A 19,948-nucleotide genomic window follows, 5' to 3' on the forward strand; every position below is an offset into this window, starting at 1 on the left:
CCCGCGTACTGGACGTACTTGGGCTTTCGGTCGGTGCGGCGAGAGTGCGTGCCGGGCGTCGCGACGCCGCGGATATCCGTCAGACACCCCCTAGCCCGGCGGCCGGTCGGCCGTCGCCGATACTTCCCCCATGGGAAACACGAGGACGCCGTACTGGCGCAGGATCGGGACCCCGAAGACGCTCGTCCTGTACCGCACGCCGGACCGGTGGCGGTACGCCGTGTACTTCGAGGCGCCGGTCGGCGTCGCCGACGGCCACCTCGACCAGCCCGAGCCCACGTGTGGGCCCGGGACGGCACAGAGCGCGCTCCACCGCCGGGCCGAGGAGCTGACCCACCGGGAACTGGAAGTCTCCTGGCGGCCCGCCGACCTGCCCGACTACTGGACCGGGGCCGTCACCAAGGCCGGACCGCTCCCCGACGCCGACCACTGAGCGGCGCCCGCCACCAGGGCCTGTCCGGCGGATCTTTGCGGGCTGGTGCGGGTACGTCCGGCACCGCGGCTTTGTCGTGGGCCAAAGCCGTCACGCGAACGACGGCCACCGGTCGGCCGCCCATTCCCGCCAGCTCAGCCACCCGCGCGGTGGGCTGTCGATCGTGTGCCCGTCGAGTTCCGCCGTGTCGGGCTCCTCGAAATGCGCCCGTCCGTGCAGGATGTCGGCCTCGGACATCGGCAACGTCTCCTCGGGGGTGGTCGCCCAGCGATGGGCGATCCGGGCCCGTTGGGTCGCAGTGTCTACCGGCAGGTAGATCATGCGGAAGCGCGCGTTCTCGGCCGCCACCAGCCAGCGGATCGCGGACCGCTCGTCTCGGGACCAGCAACCGTAGTCCACCACTACGTTGGTGCCGAGCTTCACCGCCTCCAGGGCGAGCCAGAGCATCCGCCCTTCCAGCACGTCGCGCTTCCCGTCCGCTTCCGATACACCGAATAGTGGGATCATCCAGTCGTCGGGCGTCAGGCGCAGGGCACCGTGCTCCTCGGCGAGCTGCCGGGCACGCGTGGTCTTGCCGGCCCCGGGCAGGCCGACCATCAGGAACAACGTGGTCACGCCCAGATCGTGTCAGGGCAGGCAGGCGGATGACCACCGCTTTACATGCTTGATCACGACCTCAGCCACAGGCGGATCGAGGCCACGGTGACGGTGCCGTAGAAGACATGGGCGCGCTTGTCGTAGCGCGTGGCCACGGCGGAGAGTGCCTGACCGGCTACGAAGACGACGTCCACATGGAACTGGACCGGCAGCGCCTGGAAGCTGAAGAACAAGGCCACCGGCCGCTTCCTGGACGCCAGCGGCTCCAGCGTCCACCTGCACGCCGAGAACGACGGCCCGTACCGGCTCTGGCACTGACCCCCGCCCCGCGGTGAGGCCCGGCCGTCCGGCCCCCACCGCAGGGTGATCAGAGGACGCCCTCGACCGCGGCGCGGGCGATCCCCTTCGCCTGCTCCGGGCACGGCGTTCCGGTACACCGCGGGCGGCCACTGCCGGCCCACCGGGGCTACCGGACCCAGCAGCGCGAGCAGTTCGGCCGGGGCCGGCCGGGCGGCGGGGTCCTTGGCCAGGCACCGCTCCACCAGCCCGCGCAGCCCCACCGGCACCGCGGTCAGGTCGGGCTCCGCGTGGACCACGTCGTAGAGGATCTGGAGGGTGGTCGCCGCCGCGAACGGACTCCTGCCCGTCGCCGCCAGCACCAGGACCGACCCGAGCGAGAACACGTCCCCCGCCGGGGTCAGCGGCTTGCCCTAGGGGGTGTCCGTCCCGCGCTCGGCGGCCCGCGCGATGCCGAAGTCGATCACCCGGACGCCGCCCTCCGCGAGCAGCACGTTGTCCGGCTTGAGGTCCCGGTGGATCAGCCCGGCCCGGTGGATCTCCGCGAGCGCCGTCACCAGCCCGGCCGCGAGGGGGCGTACGGTCTCCTCCGGCAGCGTGCCCAGGGCCTCGACGGCCGCGCCCAGCGAGGGCCCCGCCACGAACACCGAGGCCAGCCACGGGGTCGGCGCTTCGGCGTCGGCGTCCATCACGGCGGCCGTGTACGCGCCGGACACCTTCCGGGAGGCGGCGACCTCCCGCCGGAAGCGGGCCCGGAAGCCGTCGTCGTCGGCGAACCGGGCGTGCACCTGCTTGACGGCGACCAGCCGCCCGTCCGGCCCGGCCCCCAACAGGACCCGGCCCATGCCGCCGCTGCCCAGCTCCGCGAGGAGCCGGTACGGTCCCGCCACGGCCGGGGCACCGGCGCCGAGCGGCCTCATCATCGGGGAATCGCCTCCATGGCGTTCTTGCCGAACTTCCTGGTGAGGGCCTCGCACCGGCCCTGGGGATAGTTGACCCCGCTCACGGACACGGACACCGTCTGGTTGACGTCCCGCGCGGTCAGGACGCAGTTCTCGCCGTCCTTCCTCCCCTTCTGCTGCCACAGACCCTCCTGGGCGAAGCCGAGGGTGCCGTCGCGTCTGGTCTCGCCGCGTCGGTAGCCGTCCTCGTACGCGCTCTTCGCCTGCTCGGCGCCGGTCTTCCCACCGGGCCGGGAGACGAAGACCCGCCAGGAGACGAAGACCTCGTCACCGCCACCGGTCCGCCAGACGCAGATGTTGTCCAGGCCCGCCCAACCGCCGTTGTGCTCCGCCAGGCCCTGGCCCGTCGGCTTGCCGAACACGGCCGGTACGGTCATCCCCGACGCGAGCTGCTCGCAGGTCATCCGCTGCGGCCGGTACTTGTCGCCCACCTGCGCGAGCGGGATCCCGCCGGGGGTCGGCACGCTCTCCGGCACGGCGGAGGTGTACGCGAGCCAGACGAAGTGCCGCCCGGTGGCCGTCAGTCCGGTGGCGGCGGCCATGACGACCGCGACGGCCGCCGCGACCAGGTACGGGTTCCACCGGCGCCGCGGCACGGGCGGCGGCTCGACGGACGGCGGCTCGACCGGCGGCCCGGGATCCGGCGCGGGAACGGTACGCGGAGGCGGTACGGTCACCAGCCCGGCCACCTCCGCCCGCTGCTCGGCGGTCAGCCGCGGCACCGGCTCGGGCCAGGCCTCCTCGGCCGGCCGGACCCGCCCGACCAGGTCGAGCAGTTCCCACGGCGCGGGCCGCGCGGCGGGGTCCTTGGCGAGGCACCGCTCCACGATCCCGCGCAGGCCCGCCGGCACCCCGTCCAGGTCGGGCTCGGCATGGACCACGTCGAGCAGGACCTTGGGCACCGCGCCCCCGCCGCCGAACGGCACCCTCCCGGTGCAGGCCGCGACGAGGGTGGCGCCGAGCGAGAACACGTCGCTGGCCGGGGTGAGTTCCTGCCCCAGGGCCTGCTCCGGCGACATGAACGAGGGCGAGCCGATCAGCATGCCGGTGTGCGTGATCCGGGTCTGGTCCCCGACGGCCCGCACGATGCCGAAGTCGATGACCCGGACTCCGTCCTCGGCGAGCAGCACGTTCGACGGTTTGAGGTCGCGGTGGATCAGCCCGGCCCCGTGGACGTCGGCCAGCGCGTGCGCCAGCCCGGACGCCAGCCGCCGCACCGCGTACTCGGGCAGCGGCCCGCCCTCGTCCAGGGCCTGGCTCAGGGCGGGCCCGGCGACGAAGCGGGAGGCCAGCCAGGGCGTCTCCGCTTCCGGGTCCGCGTCGATCACGGGGGCGGTGTAGGCCCCGGAGACCTTGCCGGAGGCCTCGACCTCACGCCGGAAGCGGGCCCGGAACCCTTCGTCCCGGGCGAGCTCGGCGTGCACCTGCTTGACGGCCGCGAGCTGCCCGTCGGGCCCCACGGCCAGCAGCACCCGGCCCATGCCACCCCGCCCGAGCACCGCGACGGCCCGGAACGGCCCCACGTGCGTCGGCCCGGCGGCCCCTAGAACCTGCATGAGCCCCTACCCCTCGCCCGGTACGGGAGGGGATCCTACAGATCCGTCAATTCCGCTGAACGGGGAACGGCATGGGCAGGGACGCACAACCGGTGGAACAGTTACCGAACGGGGCGGCCGCCCAGAGCGGGTCCCGGGGGCGCCTGCTGCTGGGCACGGGACTGACGCTGCGCACGGTGGGACTGATCGCGGCCTTCAGCGGCAGCGGGCTGTTCCGGGCGCTCATATCCGATGCGGACCCCGACACCGAGCGGCTGCCCCTGTGGGTGCGGATAGCGATCACGGTGGCCGTCCTGGGCTCCGGCGGGCTGGCCTACGCCTACGGGTCCCGTCTCCGCCTCCGGGGCAAGCAACACCTGGCGCCGGTCATCACCTCGTTCGCCCAGCTCCGCGACGTGTCGTACGTCCTCTACCTGCGTCCCTTCCTCCTCGACGACCGGATGTCCAGAACTCCGGACGAGGCCCCCGGCTGGTTGTTCCGTTCGCCCTACGAGCTGCCCTGGCTGACGGAGGAGCACTTCCTGGTCCGCCAGTTCGCCCGCCTCGGCCGGGTCGTGGCCATCGGGCAGCCGGGCGAGCGGCTGCCCCTGCTCGGTGCGGAACGCGGCTATCTCCCGCTCGACGACTGGCAAGGCACGGTCAGCGAGCTGATCCGGGGCGCCCACGTGGTGGCCCTGTCCGCCGCGCCCGGCCCGGGCACGCTCTGGGAGTTCACCGAAGCCCTGCGCACCCTCCCGCCGACCCGTCTGGTCCTGCTGATCTACTCCGGCCCCGAGGTCTACGACATCTTCCGCACGGCCGCCGCCCGCGAGTACAGCGCCCGCTCCGGCCGCCCGACGACCGCCACGCCGGCCCCGGGGTGGCCGCCGATGCCCACACTGCCGGACTGGCCGGGGCCACGCCCTCGCAGGAGGAGAATCAGGGAGGAGAAGTGGGACTTGCCGCTCAAGGGGATCATCTCCTTCGACCAGCACTGGGGCGCGACCTTCATCCCGTTCGAGCCGGTCGTCCCGCGCGTGCGCTGGTTCAAGACCGTGCGCCGCCTGCTGACCCGCGAGCTGGAGCCGGTCATCGGCCCCTTGTCGGAGCTGCCGGTCCGGGACGGCCAAAGGGCCTGACGCGGGCGGCACCCATCGGGAACCCTGGTCCGCATGGACAACATCGATGACAAGCTCTGGAACCGGAACGTCAGCGCGGCGTCCTACGCGGACACGGGCGAGAAGTACCAGGCCGCGATACTGGAGCAGTACAAGACCTACGTCGAGATGGCCGACCGGGTCAGCGGCCGGCGCAGCCTCGCCAACACGTTCTTCCTGTCCGTCAACACCGCCGCGGTGGCCACCGCGGCGGCCCTGGACGGAGACACCTGGCAGGGCGTGTCGATCCTGGCCCCGTTAGCCGGGCTGCTCATCCTGTTGACCCAGTGCTTCACCTGGTTCGTGATGATGCGGTCCTACCGGCAGCTCAACGCGGCGAAATACGCGGTGATCGGCGCACTGGAGAAGAAGCTCCCCGCCTTCGTCTACTCGGAGGCGGAGTGGTCCGTCCTGGGTCATGGCCGCGACTGGCGCACGTACCTGCCGCTGACCCAGGTCGAACAGTGGGTCCCGCCGATCTTCGCCGCCGCGTACGTACTGGGCTTCCTCGCGCTCGTGCTCTGAACGCTCAGAGCCCGCGCACGAACGCCGCGAAGGCGGCGGGGCTGACGGTGAAAGCGGGGCCTTCGGGGTTCTTGGAGTCCCGGACGGCGATGAGGCAGGGCTGGGCGGCGACTTCTACGCATTCACCACCAGTGGTGCCGCTGTACGAGGACTTACGCCACCGCGCGCCCGTCAGGTTCTGCTTGGTGTCCATAACGCTCCTCCATTACGCGGGCGATCAGCGCCGCCGAGTCCTCCACGGAGAGAGCGGCGGCCTGGAGGTGATCGTAACGGAGACAACCCTCCCTGAGGGCTTGCGGATTGGCCGTCATATGGCCCTGGACGAAGTCCTCGGTATAGACGATGTCCGGGTCGTCGTCGAACCGCAGAAGGGTGAACGTACCGTCCAGTCCCACATGGGCGCCCGCATCGAAGGGCAGGATCTGGACCTCCACCCACTCCCGCCCTTCCAGGGCCAACAAGTGAGCGAGTTGGTTCCGCATGACCTCTCGGCCACCGATTTCCTGATGCAGCACGGCCTCGCTCAGTACGACCCACATCAGTGGCGGGTTCTCGCGGTCCATGATGCGCTGCCGCTCCATGCGGGCCGCCACTTTGGCGTCGAGATCCCCTTCCGTCCGCACACCCAGCACCGCCCGCGCGTACTCCGGCGTCTGCAGCAGCCCGTACACCAGCTGCGCCTGGAACGTCGAGATGTACGCCGCCTTCGCCTCCATCTCCGCGTACGCCTGGAACCACGTCGGCAGCTGGCTCCTCAGCACCAGCCCCACCAGCCGGGAGAAGGCCCCGTCCGTCCCCAGCGCCGCGTCGATCCGCTCCGAGAAGTCGCGGGTCGGGACCTTCCGGGCCGTCTCGATCTGCCCGATCAGGGACCCCGTGCAGAAGACGATGGCGCCCAAGTCCTCTTGCTTCAGGTCGGCTTCCTCCCGCAGGCGGCGAAGTTCGGAGCCGTAGTAGTCCAGCGGCGAGGCGCTGGGGTCGAGATTGCGGATGTTGACCATGAGGCGGTCACCCCAAGTTCACGCCGTACGGCGTTCAGTTCGGTCTGTAGCCGAGCGTAACCGCGCGACCCCAACCTGATGGCATGAATCACGCAACTGGGTACCCCAGCACGGAAATTGGCGGCACCTACCGCATGGGCTTCACCGTCAGTGAGCACTCCGCCGGGCACATGCGGCGGATCCTCCGGTGGTTCCTCGTCCGCTGGGGCCTCGACGGGGTGGCCGACGGCGCCGGGCTCGCGCTGACGGAGCTGGTCGCCAACGTCGTGCGGCACGTGCCCGACCGGGGCTGCTCGGTGCTGATCCAGCGCAGGCCGGGCGGGCTGCGGGTGGAGGTGACCGACAAGTGCCCCGCGCCCCCGCGCATGACGCCGGGCGGCGATCCCCTCGCCGAGGCAGGGCGGGGGCTGCGGCTGGTGCAGGCGGTCACCGACCGCTGGGGCGTGCTGCCCCGGCAGGCCGGGAAGACGGTGTGGTTCGAGTGCGACGGATGACGGATGACGACGGGGAACCGGCCCCGCCCTCCCCCGCCCGGAGATAATGCCCCTGCGAGTGGACGATCAAGGGGCGACGGGGGCCGAGGGGCGTGCGGGAGATCATCGAAGAGCGTTACGAGCTGGACGAGTTGCTCGGCCGGGGCGGCTTCGGTGAGGTCTGGCGGGCCAAGGACTCCCGGGTGGGCCGCTGGGTCGCGGTGAAGATCGGATATCCGCAGACGCCGGAGGAGACGCGCCGGTTCGAGCGCGAGGCGAGCCTCGCCGGAAACCTGGCGCACCCCAACATCGCCACCATCCACGACTTCGGCCGTACCGAACGGGCCGGGCGCGACGCCGTGTTCCTGGTCATGGAGCTGCTCCAGGGCCGCAGCCTCGCCGAGGTCCTGGACTCCGGGGTGCCGGACCTGCCGGACGCCCTGGAGTGGGCCGCGCGGATCGCGGACGCGCTCGGGGCCGCGCATGACGCCGGGATCGTCCACCGGGACGTCAAGCCGGCCAATGTGATGGTCACCGAGAGCGGCGTGGTCAAGGTCCTCGACTTCGGGATCGCCAAGTCCTCGGGCGCCCCCGGGACGGAGCTGACGGCCACCGGGATGATCATCGGATCGTTCCCCTACATGGCGCCGGAGCGCTGGACCGGCGGGGCGAACGGGGTCCCCGTCGACGGGCGGGCCGATCTGTACGCCCTCGGCTGCGTGCTGACGGAACTGCTGACCGGCCGTCGGCCCTTCCCCGCCCGCGAGATGCACGAGCTGCTCGCGCACCACCTGACGACCGCGCCGCCCGCGCCCGGTTCGCTGCGCGAGGGGATCCCGGCCGCGCTGGACGCCCTGGTGCTGGCACTGCTCGCGAAGGACCCGCACGAGCGGCCGGCCGACGCCCGGGAGGTGAGCGGCAGACTCGCCGGGATCGCCCGGGACGCCGCCGCCCCCTCCGCCCCGGCCATCACTCCCGCCCCAGCCACGCCCGCCGCGTCCGTCCCCGTCGCATCATCCCCGCCCCCGCCCCCGCCCCCGCCCTCCTATTCCCCGACCGTGCACACGGCCGCCGGGGACCCCGTCCGGTCGATGTTCCAGCGGCGGCTGACGCAGGTGCTCGACGACGCCCCGGCCGACCGGGTGGTACGGCTGGACATGCTGGTCGCCGACCTGACGGAGGAGCTGGGCGCCCAGGACGCGCTGACGGTGCGGGCCTCCTACCACCGGGCCATGACCGTGCGCGGGCACTCCCCCACCGACCTGGAGCGCATCCTGCCGCGGATGGTGCGGGTGCTCGGCCTGGAGCATCCCGACACCATCGCGGCGCGTGCCGCCCACGTCGGCGAGGCCGCGGCCTACGGGCCGGGCGACGGCCGCCGCCACGAGGCCGAGCTGCGCGAGATCATCGAGCAGGCGGGCCGGGTCCTGGGCGCCGACGACCCCGTCACGCTGTCCGCCCGCTACCACCTGGCCGGGGCGCTCCAGCGCGGTGACGCGGTCCGCGACGGGCGGTGGGGCTCCGAGACCGCCGCGCAGGCGCACGCCGAGCGCGGCTGGCTGGCGCCGCTCCTGCCCGACCTGGAGCGGCGGCTGCCCGCCGACAGCCCGGTGCTGCTCGACGTACGGCGGCGGCTGGCGCACGACGCCTGGCTGCTCGGCGACTTCGTCACCGCCGCGCCCCTGTACCTGCGGCTGTACCCCGACCTCGCGGCGATGGCGGAACGCGGCGACCCGCAGACCGCGTACCGGGTGCTGCGCAGCGTCGGGGAGGCGGGGGAACCGGGCCGCGCACTCCCGCACCTGAAGGCGCTGCTGCACCGGCTCCACCTGACGGCCGGCAACACCCACTGGCTGACCCGCGAGGTGACGGAGACCCGCGACGACTTCCGGCGGGCGCTGCGCGAGGACCGGATCTCGGACCTGGGCGGCGGCCTGTCCCGGCTCTTCGGCCGCTGAGGCGCCGGAAGCCCCCGAGGCTCCTGAGCGCGCGGGGCCTCGGAGCCGCCGGGCCGCGCGGGCCCTTCCGGACGGGGCCGGCGGCCCCCGCCCGTAGCGCCCTACCCGACGGTAGGGCAGCATGGCCCGGCACTCACTCGCAGCTCAGCAGGAGGAACGACATGGCCACCCCCAAGCCGCAGACCCTGGCCGCCTTCGAGGCCGCCAAGGGGTTCATGCCCGTGGGCGAGGGCCTCGCGCTGTACGCGGCGGCCACCGACGCGGCCGGGCTCGGGCTGCCGCTGCTGGAGGTCGGCACGTACTGCGGGCGCTCGACCATCCTGCTGGCCGACGCCGCACGCGAGGCGGGCGTGCCCGCGCTCACCGTCGACCACCACCGGGGCAGCGAGGAGCAGCAGCCGGGCTGGGAGTACCACGACCCGACGGTGGTGGACCCGGAGGTCGGTCTGATGGACACCCTCCCGACCTTCCGCCGCACCCTGCACAAGGCGGGGCTGGAGGAGCACGTCATCGCCCTGGTAGGCCGCTCGCCGCAGGTCGCGGCGGCCTGGGGCGGCCCGCTCGGGTTCGTGTTCATCGACGGCGGCCACACCGACGAGCACGCGACCGGCGACTACGAGGGCTGGGTCCCGCACCTGGCGGTGGGCGGGACGCTGGTGATCCACGACGTGTTCCCCGACCCGGCCGACGGCGGGCAGGCCCCGTACCGGATCTACCTGCGCGCGCTGGCCTCGGGCGCCTTCGAGGAGGTGTCCGTCACGGACTCCCTGCGCGTCCTGCGCCGTACCGGGGCCGGCCTGTAGCTCCGTTCTTCGCGGGCAGTTCGTTCAGGTCCCCGGCCGGCGGGGATGCGTGGGTGCGCGCTGTCACGGCCGGGCGGGAACGCTCGCCCGGGCGAGCACCGACAGACCGAACGGGCGGAGCGCGTCGGTGCGTTCCCGCCCCGCCGGGTCCATGATCTCGCGCTGCCGGACGTACTCGACCGGGTTCAGCCGGTGCTCGCGCAGGAGGGCGTCCGCCTGCTCGACGCTCAGGAACGTCCTCCAGGGCTCGCCCTGCGCGGCCGCCGCCGCCATGACCGCTTCCGCGTACGACTGCCCCGCTTCATCGCGCAGTCCGGCCGGCAGGAGGTGCTCCATGACGAGTTCGGTGCCGGGCGGGAAGCCGCTGATGGCGGCCAGCGTCTGCCCGACCGCCTCCCGGGTGAGGTACATCGTCACGCCCAGCCAGCTGACCAGGGCGGGCCGGCGCGGGTCGAAGCCGGCCCTCGCGAGGTGGCCGGCCAGCGCGTGTGCGGGCTCCTGTTCGAAGTCGAAGGGGACGAAGGCCGCGGACGGGGGGACCTCGGTCCCCGTCGCAGCCAGCAGTGCCCGCTTCCACTCCTGGGTGGCGGGCAGGTCGACCTCGAACACCGCGACACGGGCGGCGAGTTCCGACCGGTAGGCGAAGGAGTCCAGCCCCGCGCCGAGGATCACGTACTGGTCGACGCCCCGGTGGGCCAGCTCGGCCAGCCGGTCCTCCGTGTAGCGGCCTCGGGTGACGGCGGTCGTCCGCGCGCCGGCCAGAACGGGGTGGGCACCGTAGGACCGGTGGTATCCGAGGAGCTCCTCGGCGTCCTGCCCCAGGAAGGTGTGCGCCAGGGTGTCGGCGAAGATCGGGGGGCCGTCGTCGACGAGGAGGTGCGCCGCGCGCGCCGCGGCCGCCATGAGCGCCGTCCGGCTCGGCTGTCCATTGCTTGTCATGCACAGAGACACTACCGGCCATTTTGCGCATGGTATCACAAATCTATCAATATCGGAAGGGCCTCCGCATTGTGGTTCGGTAACGAATCGAAGGGCGGCGCGCGGGGCCGGTCCGGGAGCGCCCCGGCGATCCCGGCATACAAAGGGCTGATCGCACCACGCCCCCGGATGGAGCAGGGTCCGTACGGGTGCCGGTCGGGCGTTCTAGCATCGCGAGGTGCGCTACGACGACAGTTCCCCGGCCCCCGAGTCCCGCGACTCCATCAGCCCCGACCGGCGCTGGTACGCGCGCCGCTCCACCCTCGCGGTGGCGGTCGCGGTGCTCGCCCCGACCGTCCTCGCGGGCTGGGTCCTGACCCAGACCCTGGCGGGGACGGACGGCCCGCGGCCCGGCCCCGCCCCGCACCCGGCATCGCACGCGGCGGCGGCCGACGCGAAGTCCAGCACCTCCCCGGGCGCGCAGGGCGGCGCGGCGGCACCCGCGCCCGCGGCGGCCTCCGCGTCCGCCTCCGGTACGGCGGCGGCACCCGCTCCGGCCAAGGGGCCCCTCGCGGGCAAGACGGTCGTCATCGACCCCGGGCACAACACCGGGAACTTCCAGCACACCGACGAGATCGACCGCCAGGTGGACATCGGCACCAACCGCAAGGAATGCGACACCACCGGCACCACCACCAACTCGGGTTACATGGAAGCCGAGTTCAGCATGGACGTGTCCCGGCGGCTGCGCACCCTCCTGGAGGGCCGCGGACTGAAGGTGGTGCTCACCCACGAGGCCGGCACCGCCCGCCCCTGGGGCCCCTGCATCGACGAGCGCGCGCGGATCGGCAACGAGGCCCGCGCCGACGCCGTCGTGTCCGTCCACGCGGACGGCGTCTCCGCGGGCAACCGCGGCTACCACGTCATCCTCCCGGCCAAGGTCAAGGCGGGCGGCGCCGACACCGCCGCGATCGTCGGACCCTCCCGCCAGCTGGGCGAACGCATCGGCAGCAACTTCTCCCGGACCACCGGCTCCGCCCCCGCCAACTACCTGGGCTCCGGTACCGGATTGGTCGTCCGCGACGATCTGGGCGGTCTCAATCTGTCGACCCGGCCCAAGGTGTTCATCGAATGCGGCAACATGCGTGACAGCAAGGACGCGGCGCAGCTGACGAGTCCGGAGTGGCGGCAGAAGGCGGCACAGGGCATCGCGGACGGCATCGTCGGATTCCTCGGGGGGTAACCCCGGGGGGAAGCCCCTGACGGGGCGTCCCCCCGCCCCGATCCTCTCGGCCGCGGGAGACTCCGTACCATGGTGCCGCCGCCCCCGCTCAGCCCCGGTCCGCCCACGCGACCGCGGCGCCACGAGACGACCGAGACCGAGAAGGACATCAGAGACGTGAACATCCGCTCCCTCACACGAGGCGACGGCGTGGTGATCGGAGCAGCGGTGCTGCTGTTCATCGCCTCGTTCCTCGACTTCTACTCCGCCACCAACGTGGACATGCCGAGCGCGTGGGACACGGACTCCTACGGGCTGGTCCTCCCGACGGTCTTCCTGACCGGGTTCGTCGCGGCGGGCCTGCTGATCGGTGCGCGCTTCCAGCCCGAGGGCCGCAAGCTGGGCGGGCTGCCGCTGACGGCCTGGGGCGCGGTGCTGGCGGTGGCGGCCGTCTGGAACGCCCTGTGGTCGCTGATCGTCACCCCGACCCGCCTCGACCTGGGCCCCGGCTGCATCCTCGCCTTCCTGGCGACGCTGGCCCTGGCGGGCGTAACCCTCGCCGGTTCGAAGATCCCCGCGCTCGCGGGACCGCTCGTCCCGGAGCCCGGACCCGTCGCCCCCGCGCCCTACGGCGGCCACGCGCAGCAGCCGGGCAGCGGGTACGGCTACCCGGGCGGCCCGCAGCAGCAGAGCCCGTACGGGTCCACCCCGCAGCCCGTCCCGCCCTACGGAGGCGGCCCGGCCGCGCCCGCGCCGGGCCCGCAGGACGCGGGGCAGCAGCCCCCGCAGCAGCAGTCCCCGTCGCAGCCGGCCGCGGCGGCGTTCGCGCCGTTCTGGTTCGCGGTGCCGGAGGCCCGTCCCCTCTTCGGCGAGGACGGCTCCCCCGCCCCGATCGCGGAGCTCGCGCCGGGCACCTGGTACCTGGCCGTCGACCAGCGGGGCCCCTCGTCCCTGATCGCCCAGACCCAGGACGGCCGCCGCGGCGTCCTGAACGACACCTCGAACATCCAGCGGGGCTGACCCCCGCACCGAAGGCCCCCCGCCCCCACGGGCGGGGGGCCTTCGCCCTTCCCGGCGGGAGCCGCTTGCCCTACAGTCACCTGACGCAGCGTCAGATATGGGCCAACGGCCTCTCGGAGGGACCCCCATGCGCCTCGGACTCGCACTCGGCTACTGGGGCCGCGGGCCCAGCCCGGCCCACCTCGACCTCGCCACCGAGGCGGAACGCCTCGGCTACGACTCGGTGTGGACCGCCGAGGCCTGGGGCTCCGACGCCTTCACCCCCCTGACCTGGATCGCCGCGCACACCTCCCGGATCCGCCTCGGCACCGCCATCGCCCAGATGGCCGCCCGCACCCCCACCGCGACCGCCATGCACGCCCTCACCCTCGACCATCTCTCCGGCGGCCGGATGATGCTGGGCCTGGGCCTGTCCGGACCGCAGGTGGTGGAGGGCTGGTACGGGCGCCCCTTCCCGGCGAGCCCGCTCACCGCGACCCGGGAGTACGTCGACGTCGTCCGTCAGGTGCTGCGCCGCGAGGCCCCCGTCGCCCTCGACGGCCGCTTCCACCACCACCCGTACCGCGGCGAGGACGGCACCGGCCTCGGCAAGCCCCTCAAGCCCATCACCCACCCGCTGCGCGCGGACCTGCCGCTGCTGCTGGGGGCGGAGGGGCCGAAGAACATCGCCCAGACCACCCGGATCGCGGACGGCTGGCTGCCCCTGTACTGGTCGCCCACCCGCACCGACGTCTACCGGGCCTCGCTGGCCGACCTGCCCGCGGGGTTCATGATCGCCCCGATGGCCCGCGCCGCGGTCTGCGAGGACGTCGCCGCCGGGCTGCTCCCCGTCAAGGCGATGCTCGGCTTCTACATCGGGGGCATGGGCCACGCGGCCCGCAACTTCCACGCCGACCTCATGGCGCGGATGGGCTACGAGGAGGAGGCCCACCGCGTCCAGGAGCTGTTCCTCGCGGGGCGGCGCGAGGAGGCGGTGCTCGCCGTCCCGGACGCGTTCGCCGACGAGATCTCACTGGTCGGGCCGCGCGAACGGATCGCGGAACGGCTCGAACTCTGGCGCAAGGGGCCCGTCACCGACCTCCTGGTGACCGCCCCCGACCCGCACACCCTGCGGGTGCTGGCGGAGCTGAACGGCTAGGGCGGCATCCGGGGGCGGGCGGCCAACCGGCTTGGCGGTCAGTAGAGTTCAGGCCAGACCGATAGGATCCGCCGTCGCCGACCCCGGCATCCCCAACGTCGGGTACGGCTACCCCAACCCCGGCCGGTCGGTCCAGTGCGTCCAGTTCTTCGTGAACGCCTACACCAACCTGCACCTCCTGGAGGACGGCAAGTTCGGCCCCCAGACCGAGCTCGGCGTCAGGAGGCTCCAGGAGCTGTCCAACCGCACCTGGGCCACCCGTGAACTGCAGATCGACGGCGTCTTCGGCCAGGACACGGGCCAGGCCGTGCTCGAACACGTCAAGCGCAACCCCTGGACGACCGGCGACTTCACGAAGGCCACCCGCTGCGGCCACTACGTGCCCTCGCACAGCGTCGTCCTCAACTGACCCCACCGCGGCGACGCGTCCGGGCACCCGCCCGCCGGAGTCCGGCGGGCGGGTGCCCGTTCGTCCGCGGCGGGACTATCCGCCCAGCTGGGAGAGGCTCGGGACCTGGTCGGTCACCGGGGCACCCGAGTTCTGGCCCGCCGTCTTCACGCCGTTGATGACGTCCTGGAAGGAGCTGATGTCCGCATCGCCGGCCTGGCCCTTGCGGAGCTTGCCCGCCAGGCCCTTCAGGGACTCGATGCCCGCCGTCAGCGGGACCATCGCCTTCGACAGCAGCGGGTCGCCCTTGGCGTTCTCGGACGCCGCCTTGAGCCGGTTGTAGGCGAAGGCACCGGCCAGACCCGCCTTGATCAGCGCGAACGTACGGCCCTTCGCACCCTTCTTGAACTTGCCCGCCTGGTACGGCTTGATGATCCACTGGTACGTCGCGCCGGCCGCGAGGCCCGCGTTGGCCACGAAGCGGGTCTTCGCGAACTTCTGCCTCTCGGCGGAGGTACTGGGCGAGGGCGTCGCCGCGGCCAGTTCGTCCTGCTCGGCGGCCGCCGGCTCGGCGGCCGCGAGGACGGCCAGCTCCGTGGCGGCGGCCGAGGAGATCTCCTCCCCCCGGCCCTGGTCGCTGCCGCCGCCGCACGCGGTGGCACCGGCCAGCAGCGCGGTGGACAGGACCACCGCGGTGAGGGCTCGGCGGAATCGGACGGTCGTGGGTACGCGCACGGTTGCCTCCGGGGACTGAGGTGTCCCCCGCAGCCTCACCCCGGCCCGGCCGCCACACCACTCGGGCGGCCCGTTCGGGTTTGCCCGGCGGCCGCGCGGCAACACGCGGGACATGTCCCCATACACCCGAGCACATGCCCGCTCGACCGCCCGTGGCGGCAATCCGGTGGCCAGGGCGATCGTCCTGGTGGCGGACGCCGCCGCCCTCCTGATCCTCCTGTGGATCGCCCTGTGGCTGCTGGACGCCAACCAGGGCAACGCCCTGGTCTCCTTCGTCCACGACGCCGCCGACTGGCTCGCGGGCTGGTCCTACGACCTGTTCACCTTCGACCGCGCCTGGGTACAGGTGGTCGTCGGCTACGGGCTGGCCGCACTCGTCTACGGTTTCGCCGGCCACGCCGTGGCCGGCCGCCTCGCCCGGCGCTGAGCCGGGAGCCGGGAGCCGGCCCGCGCCCCTCCCGGGCCCCTTTCGAGCCCGTCCCGGGCCGCCGCTTCCGGTGGCCCGGGACGGGCGGAGGTCAGCGGCAGCAGTCCGGTTCCAGACCGCGCGGCAGCGCGAGGCCCCCGAACACCTCTCCCGTGGCCTCGTCCCCGCCCAGCGCCGCCACCGCGAGCAGCAGCGAGCCCGCCGTCCAGGTCGTCTGCTCCACCGGCCACACCGCCCGGTCGTCGAAGACGTACCCCGTCCAGTACATGCCGTTCCCGTCGCGCAGGTGGCCGATCGAGCGCAGGATCTCCAGCGCCCGGTCCGACTCGCCCATCACCCAGAGCGTCAGCGCCAGCTCGCAGGACTCCCCGCCCGTCACCCACGGGTTCGGCAGCACGCACCGCACCCCCAGGTCCGGGACGACGAACTCCTCCCAGCGCGCCTCGATCCGCGCCTTCGCCCGCGCACCCGACAGCGCGCCGCCGAGCACCGGGTAGTACCAGTCCATCGAGTAGTGCGACTTGTCCAGGAACCGCTCCGGGTGGTGGCGCACGGCGTGCGCGAGCGCGCCCGTCGCCAGCTCCCAGTCGGGCTGCGGGTCACCGCGGTGGTCGGCGATCGCCAGGGCGCAGCGCAGGGCCTGGTGGATGGAGGAGGAGCCGGTGAGCAGGGCGTCGGTGACGGCGCCGCCGTCGGACTCCCGCTTCCAGCCGATCTCGCCGCCCGGCTGCTGGAGGCCCAGGACGAACTCGACGGCCGCGTAGACCGCCGGCCACATCCGGTCCAGGAAGGGGTCGTCGCCGGTGGCGAGGTAGTGGTGCCACACGCCGACGGCTATGTACGCCACGAAGTTGGACTCGCGGCTCGCGTCCTGCGGCGCGGCGGTGTCCACCCCCTCGGGGCGGTCCGCGTAGGCGGCGTACCAGGAGCCGTCCTCGTTCTGGTGGCGCACCAGCCAGTCGTAGGCGCGCTCCGCGGCCTCGTGCTCGCCCGCCACGTCCAGGGCCATCGCGGCCTCGGTGTGGTCCCACGGGTCGAGGTGGTGGCCCCGGAACCAGGGTATCGCCCCGTCGGCGCGCTGCGCCGCCAGGATCCCGGCGACGGTGGCCGCGGCCTCCTCGGCCGTCAGGACCCCGTCGAGGACCAGGTGTTCGGGCACCTCGGGCACGGTGCGGCCGGGCGAGGTCACTGGGCCGCGCCCACGGGGAGGTGCGGCTTGGTCGCGTACGCCACGAAGCTCTTGCCTATGACCGGGTTGAGCGCCTGCTCGGCGAGGCGGGTCGCCAGCGGCTTCTTCATGATGTCCCAGACCAGCAGCTTGTGGTAAGCCTTGACCGGGAGCGCCTTGTCGTTGTCCACGCCGAAGGCGCACTTGAGCCACCAGTACGGGGAGTGCAGGCCGTGCGCGTGGTGGGTGCCGTACGGCTTGAGCCCCGCGGCCTCCATCTTGCCGAGCAGCTCGTCCGCCTTGTAGATGCGGATGTGGCCGCCCTCTACCTCGTGGTAGGCGTCGGACAGCGCCCAGCAGATCTTCTCCGGGCCGTAGCGGGGCACGGTGATGGCGATGCGGCCTCCGGGCTTGAGCACGCGCACCATCTCGGCGAGGACGCCCTTGTCGTCGGGGATGTGCTCCATCACCTCGGAGATGATGACGACGTCGAAGGAATCGTCGGGGAAGGGCAGGGCGAGGGCGTCGCCCTCCATGGCGGTGGCGGTGGCCCCGGCCGGGGCCTCACCGGCCTCCTTCATGGCGGCGAACCACTTGGCGACCTCGCGGATCTCCTCGCCGTTGCGGTCGACGGCGACCACCTGGGCGCCGCGCCGGTAACACTCGAAGGCGTGCCGGCCTGCGCCGCAGCCCAGGTCGAGTACGCGGTCGCCTGCGGCGAGCGGGAACCGGGAGAAATCGACGGTCAGCACGGGGTCCTGCCTTCGCGGTCGCGGGGGTGAGAGGTGGTGCGGATGGGAGGGGGGAAGCGGTGGGGGCGGCAGGTCACCGCGACGCGCGGCCGGCGCGGACGGCCGCGGCCTGCTCGATCGCGGCTCTGTAGTACCGCACCGTGCCCTCGGCGGCCTTGGCCCAGGTGAACCGGGCCAGGACCCGCTCCCGCCCGGCGGCTCCGAGGCGGGCGCGCAGGTCCGCGTCGCCCAGCAGCCGGCCCAGCGCGGCGGACAGTGCCCCCGCGTCACCGGGCGGCACGGCCAGACAGGTCTCGCCGTCCGGCCCCGCCACCTCGGGGATGGCCCCGCCGGTGGTCGCGACCAGGGGCGTGCCGGTGGCCATGGCCTCGGCCGCCGGGAGCGAGAAGCCTTCGTAGAGGGAGGGCACGCAGGCGACCTGGGCGCTGCGCACCAGGTCGACGAGCTCGGCGTCGGTGATGCCCTTGACGAACCGGACCGCGTCCTGGAGGTCGTACTTCTCGATCGCGCGGGCGACCGGGCCGCTCTCGGCGCGCTTGCCGACGACGACGAGGTGGGCGTCGGCGCGCTCGGTGCGGAGCTTGGCGAGCGCCTCGACGAGGTGGACGAGGCCCTTGAGCGGGACGTCGGCGCTGGAGGTGGTGACGATCCGTCCGGGCACCTCCGCGACGGACGCGTCCGGCGACCAGAGGTCGGTGTCGGCGCCGATGTGCACGACGTGGATGCGGTCGTCGCGCACACCGAGGTGCTCGGCGATCTCCTGCCGGGAGGAGCCGGAGACGGTCAGCACGGAGGACAGCCGGCGGGCGACGCGGCCCTGCATGCGCGTGAAGGCGTACCAACGGCGGACGGAGAGGCGCTTCTTGCGGTCCTTGGCGGCGGCGAGGTCGAGTTTGCGGTCGACGGTGATGGGGTGGTGGACGGTCGTCACCAGGGGTGCGCCGATGTCCCCCAACAGGCCGTAGCCGAGGGTCTGGTTGTCGTGGATGACGTCGAACTCGGCCCGGCGGGCACGCAGGTGGCGGCGGGCGCGGAGCGAGAAGGTCAGCGGCTCGGGGAAGCCGCCGGTCCACATGGTGGCGACCTCCAGCGCGTCGATCCAGTCCCGGTACTCGTCGCGCTTCGGAGTGCGGAAGGGATCGGGGCTGCGGTACAGGTCCAGGCTCGGCAGCTCGGTGAGCGTGGCGCCGGTGTCGAGCACCGGGTAGGGCTGTGAGCCGATCACCTCGACGGTGTGGCCCAGCTTCACGAGCTCGCGCGAGAGGTGGCGGACGTAGACGCCCTGGCCGCCGCAGAACGGGTTCCCCTTATAGGTGAGGAGTGCGATGCGCAACGGGCGGTCGCCGTCGGTGGCGGAACCCGCGAAAGGGCTTGTCACCATGGCCTCTGCGGTCACTCTCGGCCCCCTTCTCCCTGCACTTTCGCCGGAGCGTAACCGCTCGGATAATGTAGAACAAGTTTCAGACTTGATCCGTCGAAGACCATTGAATCTACCGGCCGGAAACCACACCGTAAGAGGCGGAGCAGGTGATTCGCGCCACGGCTCGGACGCCTGAGATGCTGGCCCCGGACCCTCCCGGAATCAGCTCCCCCGCAACGACACGGAACGCCAGGAACGGGACACATGACAGCGGAAGCGAAGGCGGTCGCGGCAGCGGCGACCACATCGGCGACCACGCCGGCGTCCCCTCCCCTGACGGAGCGCCAGGAGGCCCGCCGCCGCCGGATCCTGCACGCCAGCGCACAACTGGCGAGCCGGGGCGGCTTCGACGCCGTGCAGATGCGCGAGGTCGCGGAGTCCTCCAGCGTCGCCCTCGGCACGCTGTACCGGTACTTCCCCTCCAAGGTGCACCTCCTGGTGGCCACCATGCAGGACCAGCTCCAGCACATGCACACGACACTGCGCAAACGCCCCCCGGCGGGCGACGAGCCGGCGGCGCGGGTGGCGGAGACCCTCATGCGCGCCTTCCGCGCCCTCCAGCGCGAACCCCACCTGGCCGACGCCATGGTCCGCGCCCTGACCTTCGCCGACCGCAGCGTGAGCCCCGAGGTCGACACGGTCTCCCGGCTGACCACGGCCATCATCCTGGACGCGATGGGCCTGGACGCCCCGCCGACGGCGGAACAGCTCTCGGCGGTCCGCGTCATCGAGCACACCTGGCACTCGGCCCTGATCACCTGGCTCTCGGGCCGCGCCTCGATCGCCCAGGTCAAGATCGACATTGAAACGGTCTGCCGCCTGATCGACCTGACGTCCCCGGAAAAGGCTTGATCGCAGCGTAGGGGGCGGGGGGCTGGGCGGGGCCGGGGGGGGGCGGCGGGACTCGACTCGGCCCGTGTCAGAGAGGGTTTGGGGGTTTCCCGTCAGTCTCATCGTCCTTCCGCGTCGGGCCGGGCTGTCAAGGGCGCTCCCTTCGGTCGCGTCGCTTCGCGATGGCC

23 protein-coding genes are annotated in these 19,948 nt (G+C 72.9%); 12 read left to right on the forward strand and 11 right to left on the reverse strand.

Translation table 11 applies throughout. The annotated features are described in order from the left end of the window. Positions 1–130 precede the first annotated feature (130 nt). Complete coding sequence (locus ACZ5D2_RS39650; protein ID WP_468936473.1) at positions 131–433, forward strand: hypothetical protein; 303 nt, start codon at positions 131–133, stop codon at positions 431–433. A 90-nt stretch (positions 434–523) separates the two neighbouring features. On the opposite strand, the gene ACZ5D2_RS39655 is transcribed toward ACZ5D2_RS39650, so the two are convergent. The 4 genes from ACZ5D2_RS39655 to ACZ5D2_RS39670 are packed head-to-tail and all read right to left on the reverse strand — an operon-like array spanning position 524 to position 3,845. Beyond that, positions 524–1,048 (reverse strand): P-loop nucleotide/nucleoside kinase family protein, encoded by a 525-nt coding sequence (locus ACZ5D2_RS39655; protein WP_371678738.1) that lies wholly within the window; start codon positions 1,046–1,048, stop codon positions 524–526. A 53-nt stretch (positions 1,049–1,101) separates the two neighbouring features. After that, positions 1,102–1,713, reverse strand: a complete 612-nt coding sequence (locus tag ACZ5D2_RS39660) for a serine/threonine-protein kinase (RefSeq protein WP_468936476.1) — start codon at positions 1,711–1,713, stop codon at positions 1,102–1,104. Between the two features lie 27 nt (positions 1,714–1,740). Then, positions 1,741–2,250, reverse strand: coding sequence for a serine/threonine-protein kinase (locus tag ACZ5D2_RS39665; RefSeq protein WP_468936479.1), 510 nt, complete (start codon positions 2,248–2,250; stop codon positions 1,741–1,743). Then, positions 2,247–3,845 carry a serine/threonine-protein kinase gene (locus ACZ5D2_RS39670; protein ID WP_468936482.1) on the reverse strand — a complete coding sequence of 533 codons (1,599 nt, stop codon included), beginning with the start codon at positions 3,843–3,845 and terminating at the stop codon, positions 2,247–2,249. The genes ACZ5D2_RS39665 and ACZ5D2_RS39670 overlap by 4 nt, the downstream gene beginning before the upstream one ends. A 92-nt stretch (positions 3,846–3,937) precedes the next feature. Between ACZ5D2_RS39670 and ACZ5D2_RS39675 the strand changes: the two genes are divergently transcribed. After that, on the forward strand, positions 3,938–4,963 hold the full coding sequence (locus ACZ5D2_RS39675; RefSeq protein ID WP_371678734.1) for a hypothetical protein: 1,026 nt from the start codon (positions 3,938–3,940) through the stop codon (positions 4,961–4,963). 33 nt (positions 4,964–4,996) lie between these two features. Further along, positions 4,997–5,506, forward strand: a complete 510-nt coding sequence (locus ACZ5D2_RS39680) for a RipA family octameric membrane protein (RefSeq protein ID WP_371678733.1) — start codon at positions 4,997–4,999, stop codon at positions 5,504–5,506. A 4-nt stretch (positions 5,507–5,510) separates the two neighbouring features. Here the strand turns inward: ACZ5D2_RS39680 and ACZ5D2_RS39685 are convergent, their stop codons facing one another. Together ACZ5D2_RS39685 and ACZ5D2_RS39690 are read right to left on the reverse strand one after the other, a co-directional pair. Next, on the reverse strand, positions 5,511–5,699 hold the full coding sequence (locus ACZ5D2_RS39685) for a DUF397 domain-containing protein (RefSeq protein ID WP_371678732.1): 189 nt from the start codon (positions 5,697–5,699) through the stop codon (positions 5,511–5,513). Next, positions 5,659–6,507, reverse strand: coding sequence for a helix-turn-helix domain-containing protein (locus ACZ5D2_RS39690; RefSeq protein ID WP_371678731.1), 849 nt, complete (start codon positions 6,505–6,507; stop codon positions 5,659–5,661). The genes ACZ5D2_RS39685 and ACZ5D2_RS39690 overlap by 41 nt, the downstream gene beginning before the upstream one ends. Before the next feature lie 83 nt (positions 6,508–6,590). Between ACZ5D2_RS39690 and ACZ5D2_RS39695 the strand changes: the two genes are divergently transcribed. From ACZ5D2_RS39695 to ACZ5D2_RS39705, 3 genes are all read left to right on the forward strand, one after another. Beyond that, entirely contained in the window at positions 6,591–7,001 is a 411-nt protein-coding gene (locus ACZ5D2_RS39695; protein ID WP_468936488.1) for an ATP-binding protein, read from the forward strand. A gap of 92 nt (positions 7,002–7,093) precedes the next feature. After that, a complete protein-coding gene (locus ACZ5D2_RS39700; protein WP_371678728.1) occupies positions 7,094–8,938 on the forward strand; it encodes a serine/threonine-protein kinase in 1,845 nt (614 codons plus the stop codon). A gap of 161 nt (positions 8,939–9,099) precedes the next feature. Further along, positions 9,100–9,741, forward strand: coding sequence for a class I SAM-dependent methyltransferase (locus tag ACZ5D2_RS39705; protein WP_371678726.1), 642 nt, complete (start codon positions 9,100–9,102; stop codon positions 9,739–9,741). A gap of 63 nt (positions 9,742–9,804) precedes the next feature. On the opposite strand, the gene ACZ5D2_RS39710 is transcribed toward ACZ5D2_RS39705, so the two are convergent. Beyond that, the gene (locus ACZ5D2_RS39710) at positions 9,805–10,680 is read right to left on the reverse strand and encodes a class I SAM-dependent methyltransferase (RefSeq protein ID WP_468936494.1); all 876 of its coding nucleotides are present in this window, start codon (positions 10,678–10,680) and stop codon (positions 9,805–9,807) included. 217 nt (positions 10,681–10,897) lie between these two features. On the opposite strand from ACZ5D2_RS39710, the gene ACZ5D2_RS39715 reads away from it, so the two are divergent. From ACZ5D2_RS39715 to ACZ5D2_RS39730, 4 genes are all read left to right on the forward strand, one after another. Then, on the forward strand, positions 10,898–11,902 hold the full coding sequence (locus tag ACZ5D2_RS39715) for an N-acetylmuramoyl-L-alanine amidase (protein ID WP_371678723.1): 1,005 nt from the start codon (positions 10,898–10,900) through the stop codon (positions 11,900–11,902). 156 nt (positions 11,903–12,058) lie between these two features. After that, a complete protein-coding gene (locus tag ACZ5D2_RS39720; protein ID WP_371681288.1) occupies positions 12,059–12,901 on the forward strand; it encodes a hypothetical protein in 843 nt (280 codons plus the stop codon). Positions 12,902–13,028: 127 nt separating this feature from the next. Then, positions 13,029–14,039 (forward strand): LLM class F420-dependent oxidoreductase, encoded by a 1,011-nt coding sequence (locus tag ACZ5D2_RS39725; protein ID WP_371678721.1) that lies wholly within the window; start codon positions 13,029–13,031, stop codon positions 14,037–14,039. Positions 14,040–14,070: 31 nt separating this feature from the next. Beyond that, positions 14,071–14,448, forward strand: coding sequence for a peptidoglycan-binding domain-containing protein (locus ACZ5D2_RS39730; RefSeq protein ID WP_468936499.1), 378 nt, complete (start codon positions 14,071–14,073; stop codon positions 14,446–14,448). A gap of 75 nt (positions 14,449–14,523) precedes the next feature. On the opposite strand, the gene ACZ5D2_RS39735 is transcribed toward ACZ5D2_RS39730, so the two are convergent. Next, on the reverse strand, positions 14,524–15,162 hold the full coding sequence (locus ACZ5D2_RS39735) for a hypothetical protein (RefSeq protein WP_371678719.1): 639 nt from the start codon (positions 15,160–15,162) through the stop codon (positions 14,524–14,526). A 112-nt stretch (positions 15,163–15,274) separates the two neighbouring features. Here ACZ5D2_RS39735 and ACZ5D2_RS39740 point away from each other — a divergent pair, with 112 nt between their 5' ends. After that, on the forward strand, positions 15,275–15,589 hold the full coding sequence (locus ACZ5D2_RS39740; RefSeq protein WP_371678718.1) for a hypothetical protein: 315 nt from the start codon (positions 15,275–15,277) through the stop codon (positions 15,587–15,589). A gap of 91 nt (positions 15,590–15,680) precedes the next feature. Here ACZ5D2_RS39740 and ACZ5D2_RS39745 read toward each other — a convergent pair whose 3' ends face one another. The 3 genes from ACZ5D2_RS39745 to ACZ5D2_RS39755 form a co-directional block, all read right to left on the reverse strand. Next, positions 15,681–16,778: a prenyltransferase/squalene oxidase repeat-containing protein gene (locus ACZ5D2_RS39745; protein WP_371678717.1), complete on the reverse strand. Its 1,098-nt coding sequence runs from the start codon at positions 16,776–16,778 to the stop codon at positions 15,681–15,683. After that, positions 16,775–17,509: a class I SAM-dependent methyltransferase gene (locus ACZ5D2_RS39750; protein WP_266838794.1), complete on the reverse strand. Its 735-nt coding sequence runs from the start codon at positions 17,507–17,509 to the stop codon at positions 16,775–16,777. The genes ACZ5D2_RS39745 and ACZ5D2_RS39750 overlap by 4 nt, the downstream gene beginning before the upstream one ends. A gap of 73 nt (positions 17,510–17,582) precedes the next feature. Further along, on the reverse strand, positions 17,583–18,905 hold the full coding sequence (locus ACZ5D2_RS39755) for a glycosyltransferase family 4 protein (RefSeq protein WP_371678716.1): 1,323 nt from the start codon (positions 18,903–18,905) through the stop codon (positions 17,583–17,585). 228 nt (positions 18,906–19,133) lie between these two features. Between ACZ5D2_RS39755 and ACZ5D2_RS39760 the strand changes: the two genes are divergently transcribed. Then, complete coding sequence (locus ACZ5D2_RS39760) at positions 19,134–19,781, forward strand: TetR family transcriptional regulator (protein WP_266838796.1); 648 nt, start codon at positions 19,134–19,136, stop codon at positions 19,779–19,781. The last annotated feature ends 167 nt before the right edge of the window (positions 19,782–19,948 follow it).

Source organism: Streptomyces sp. NPDC031479 (assembly GCF_055581065.1).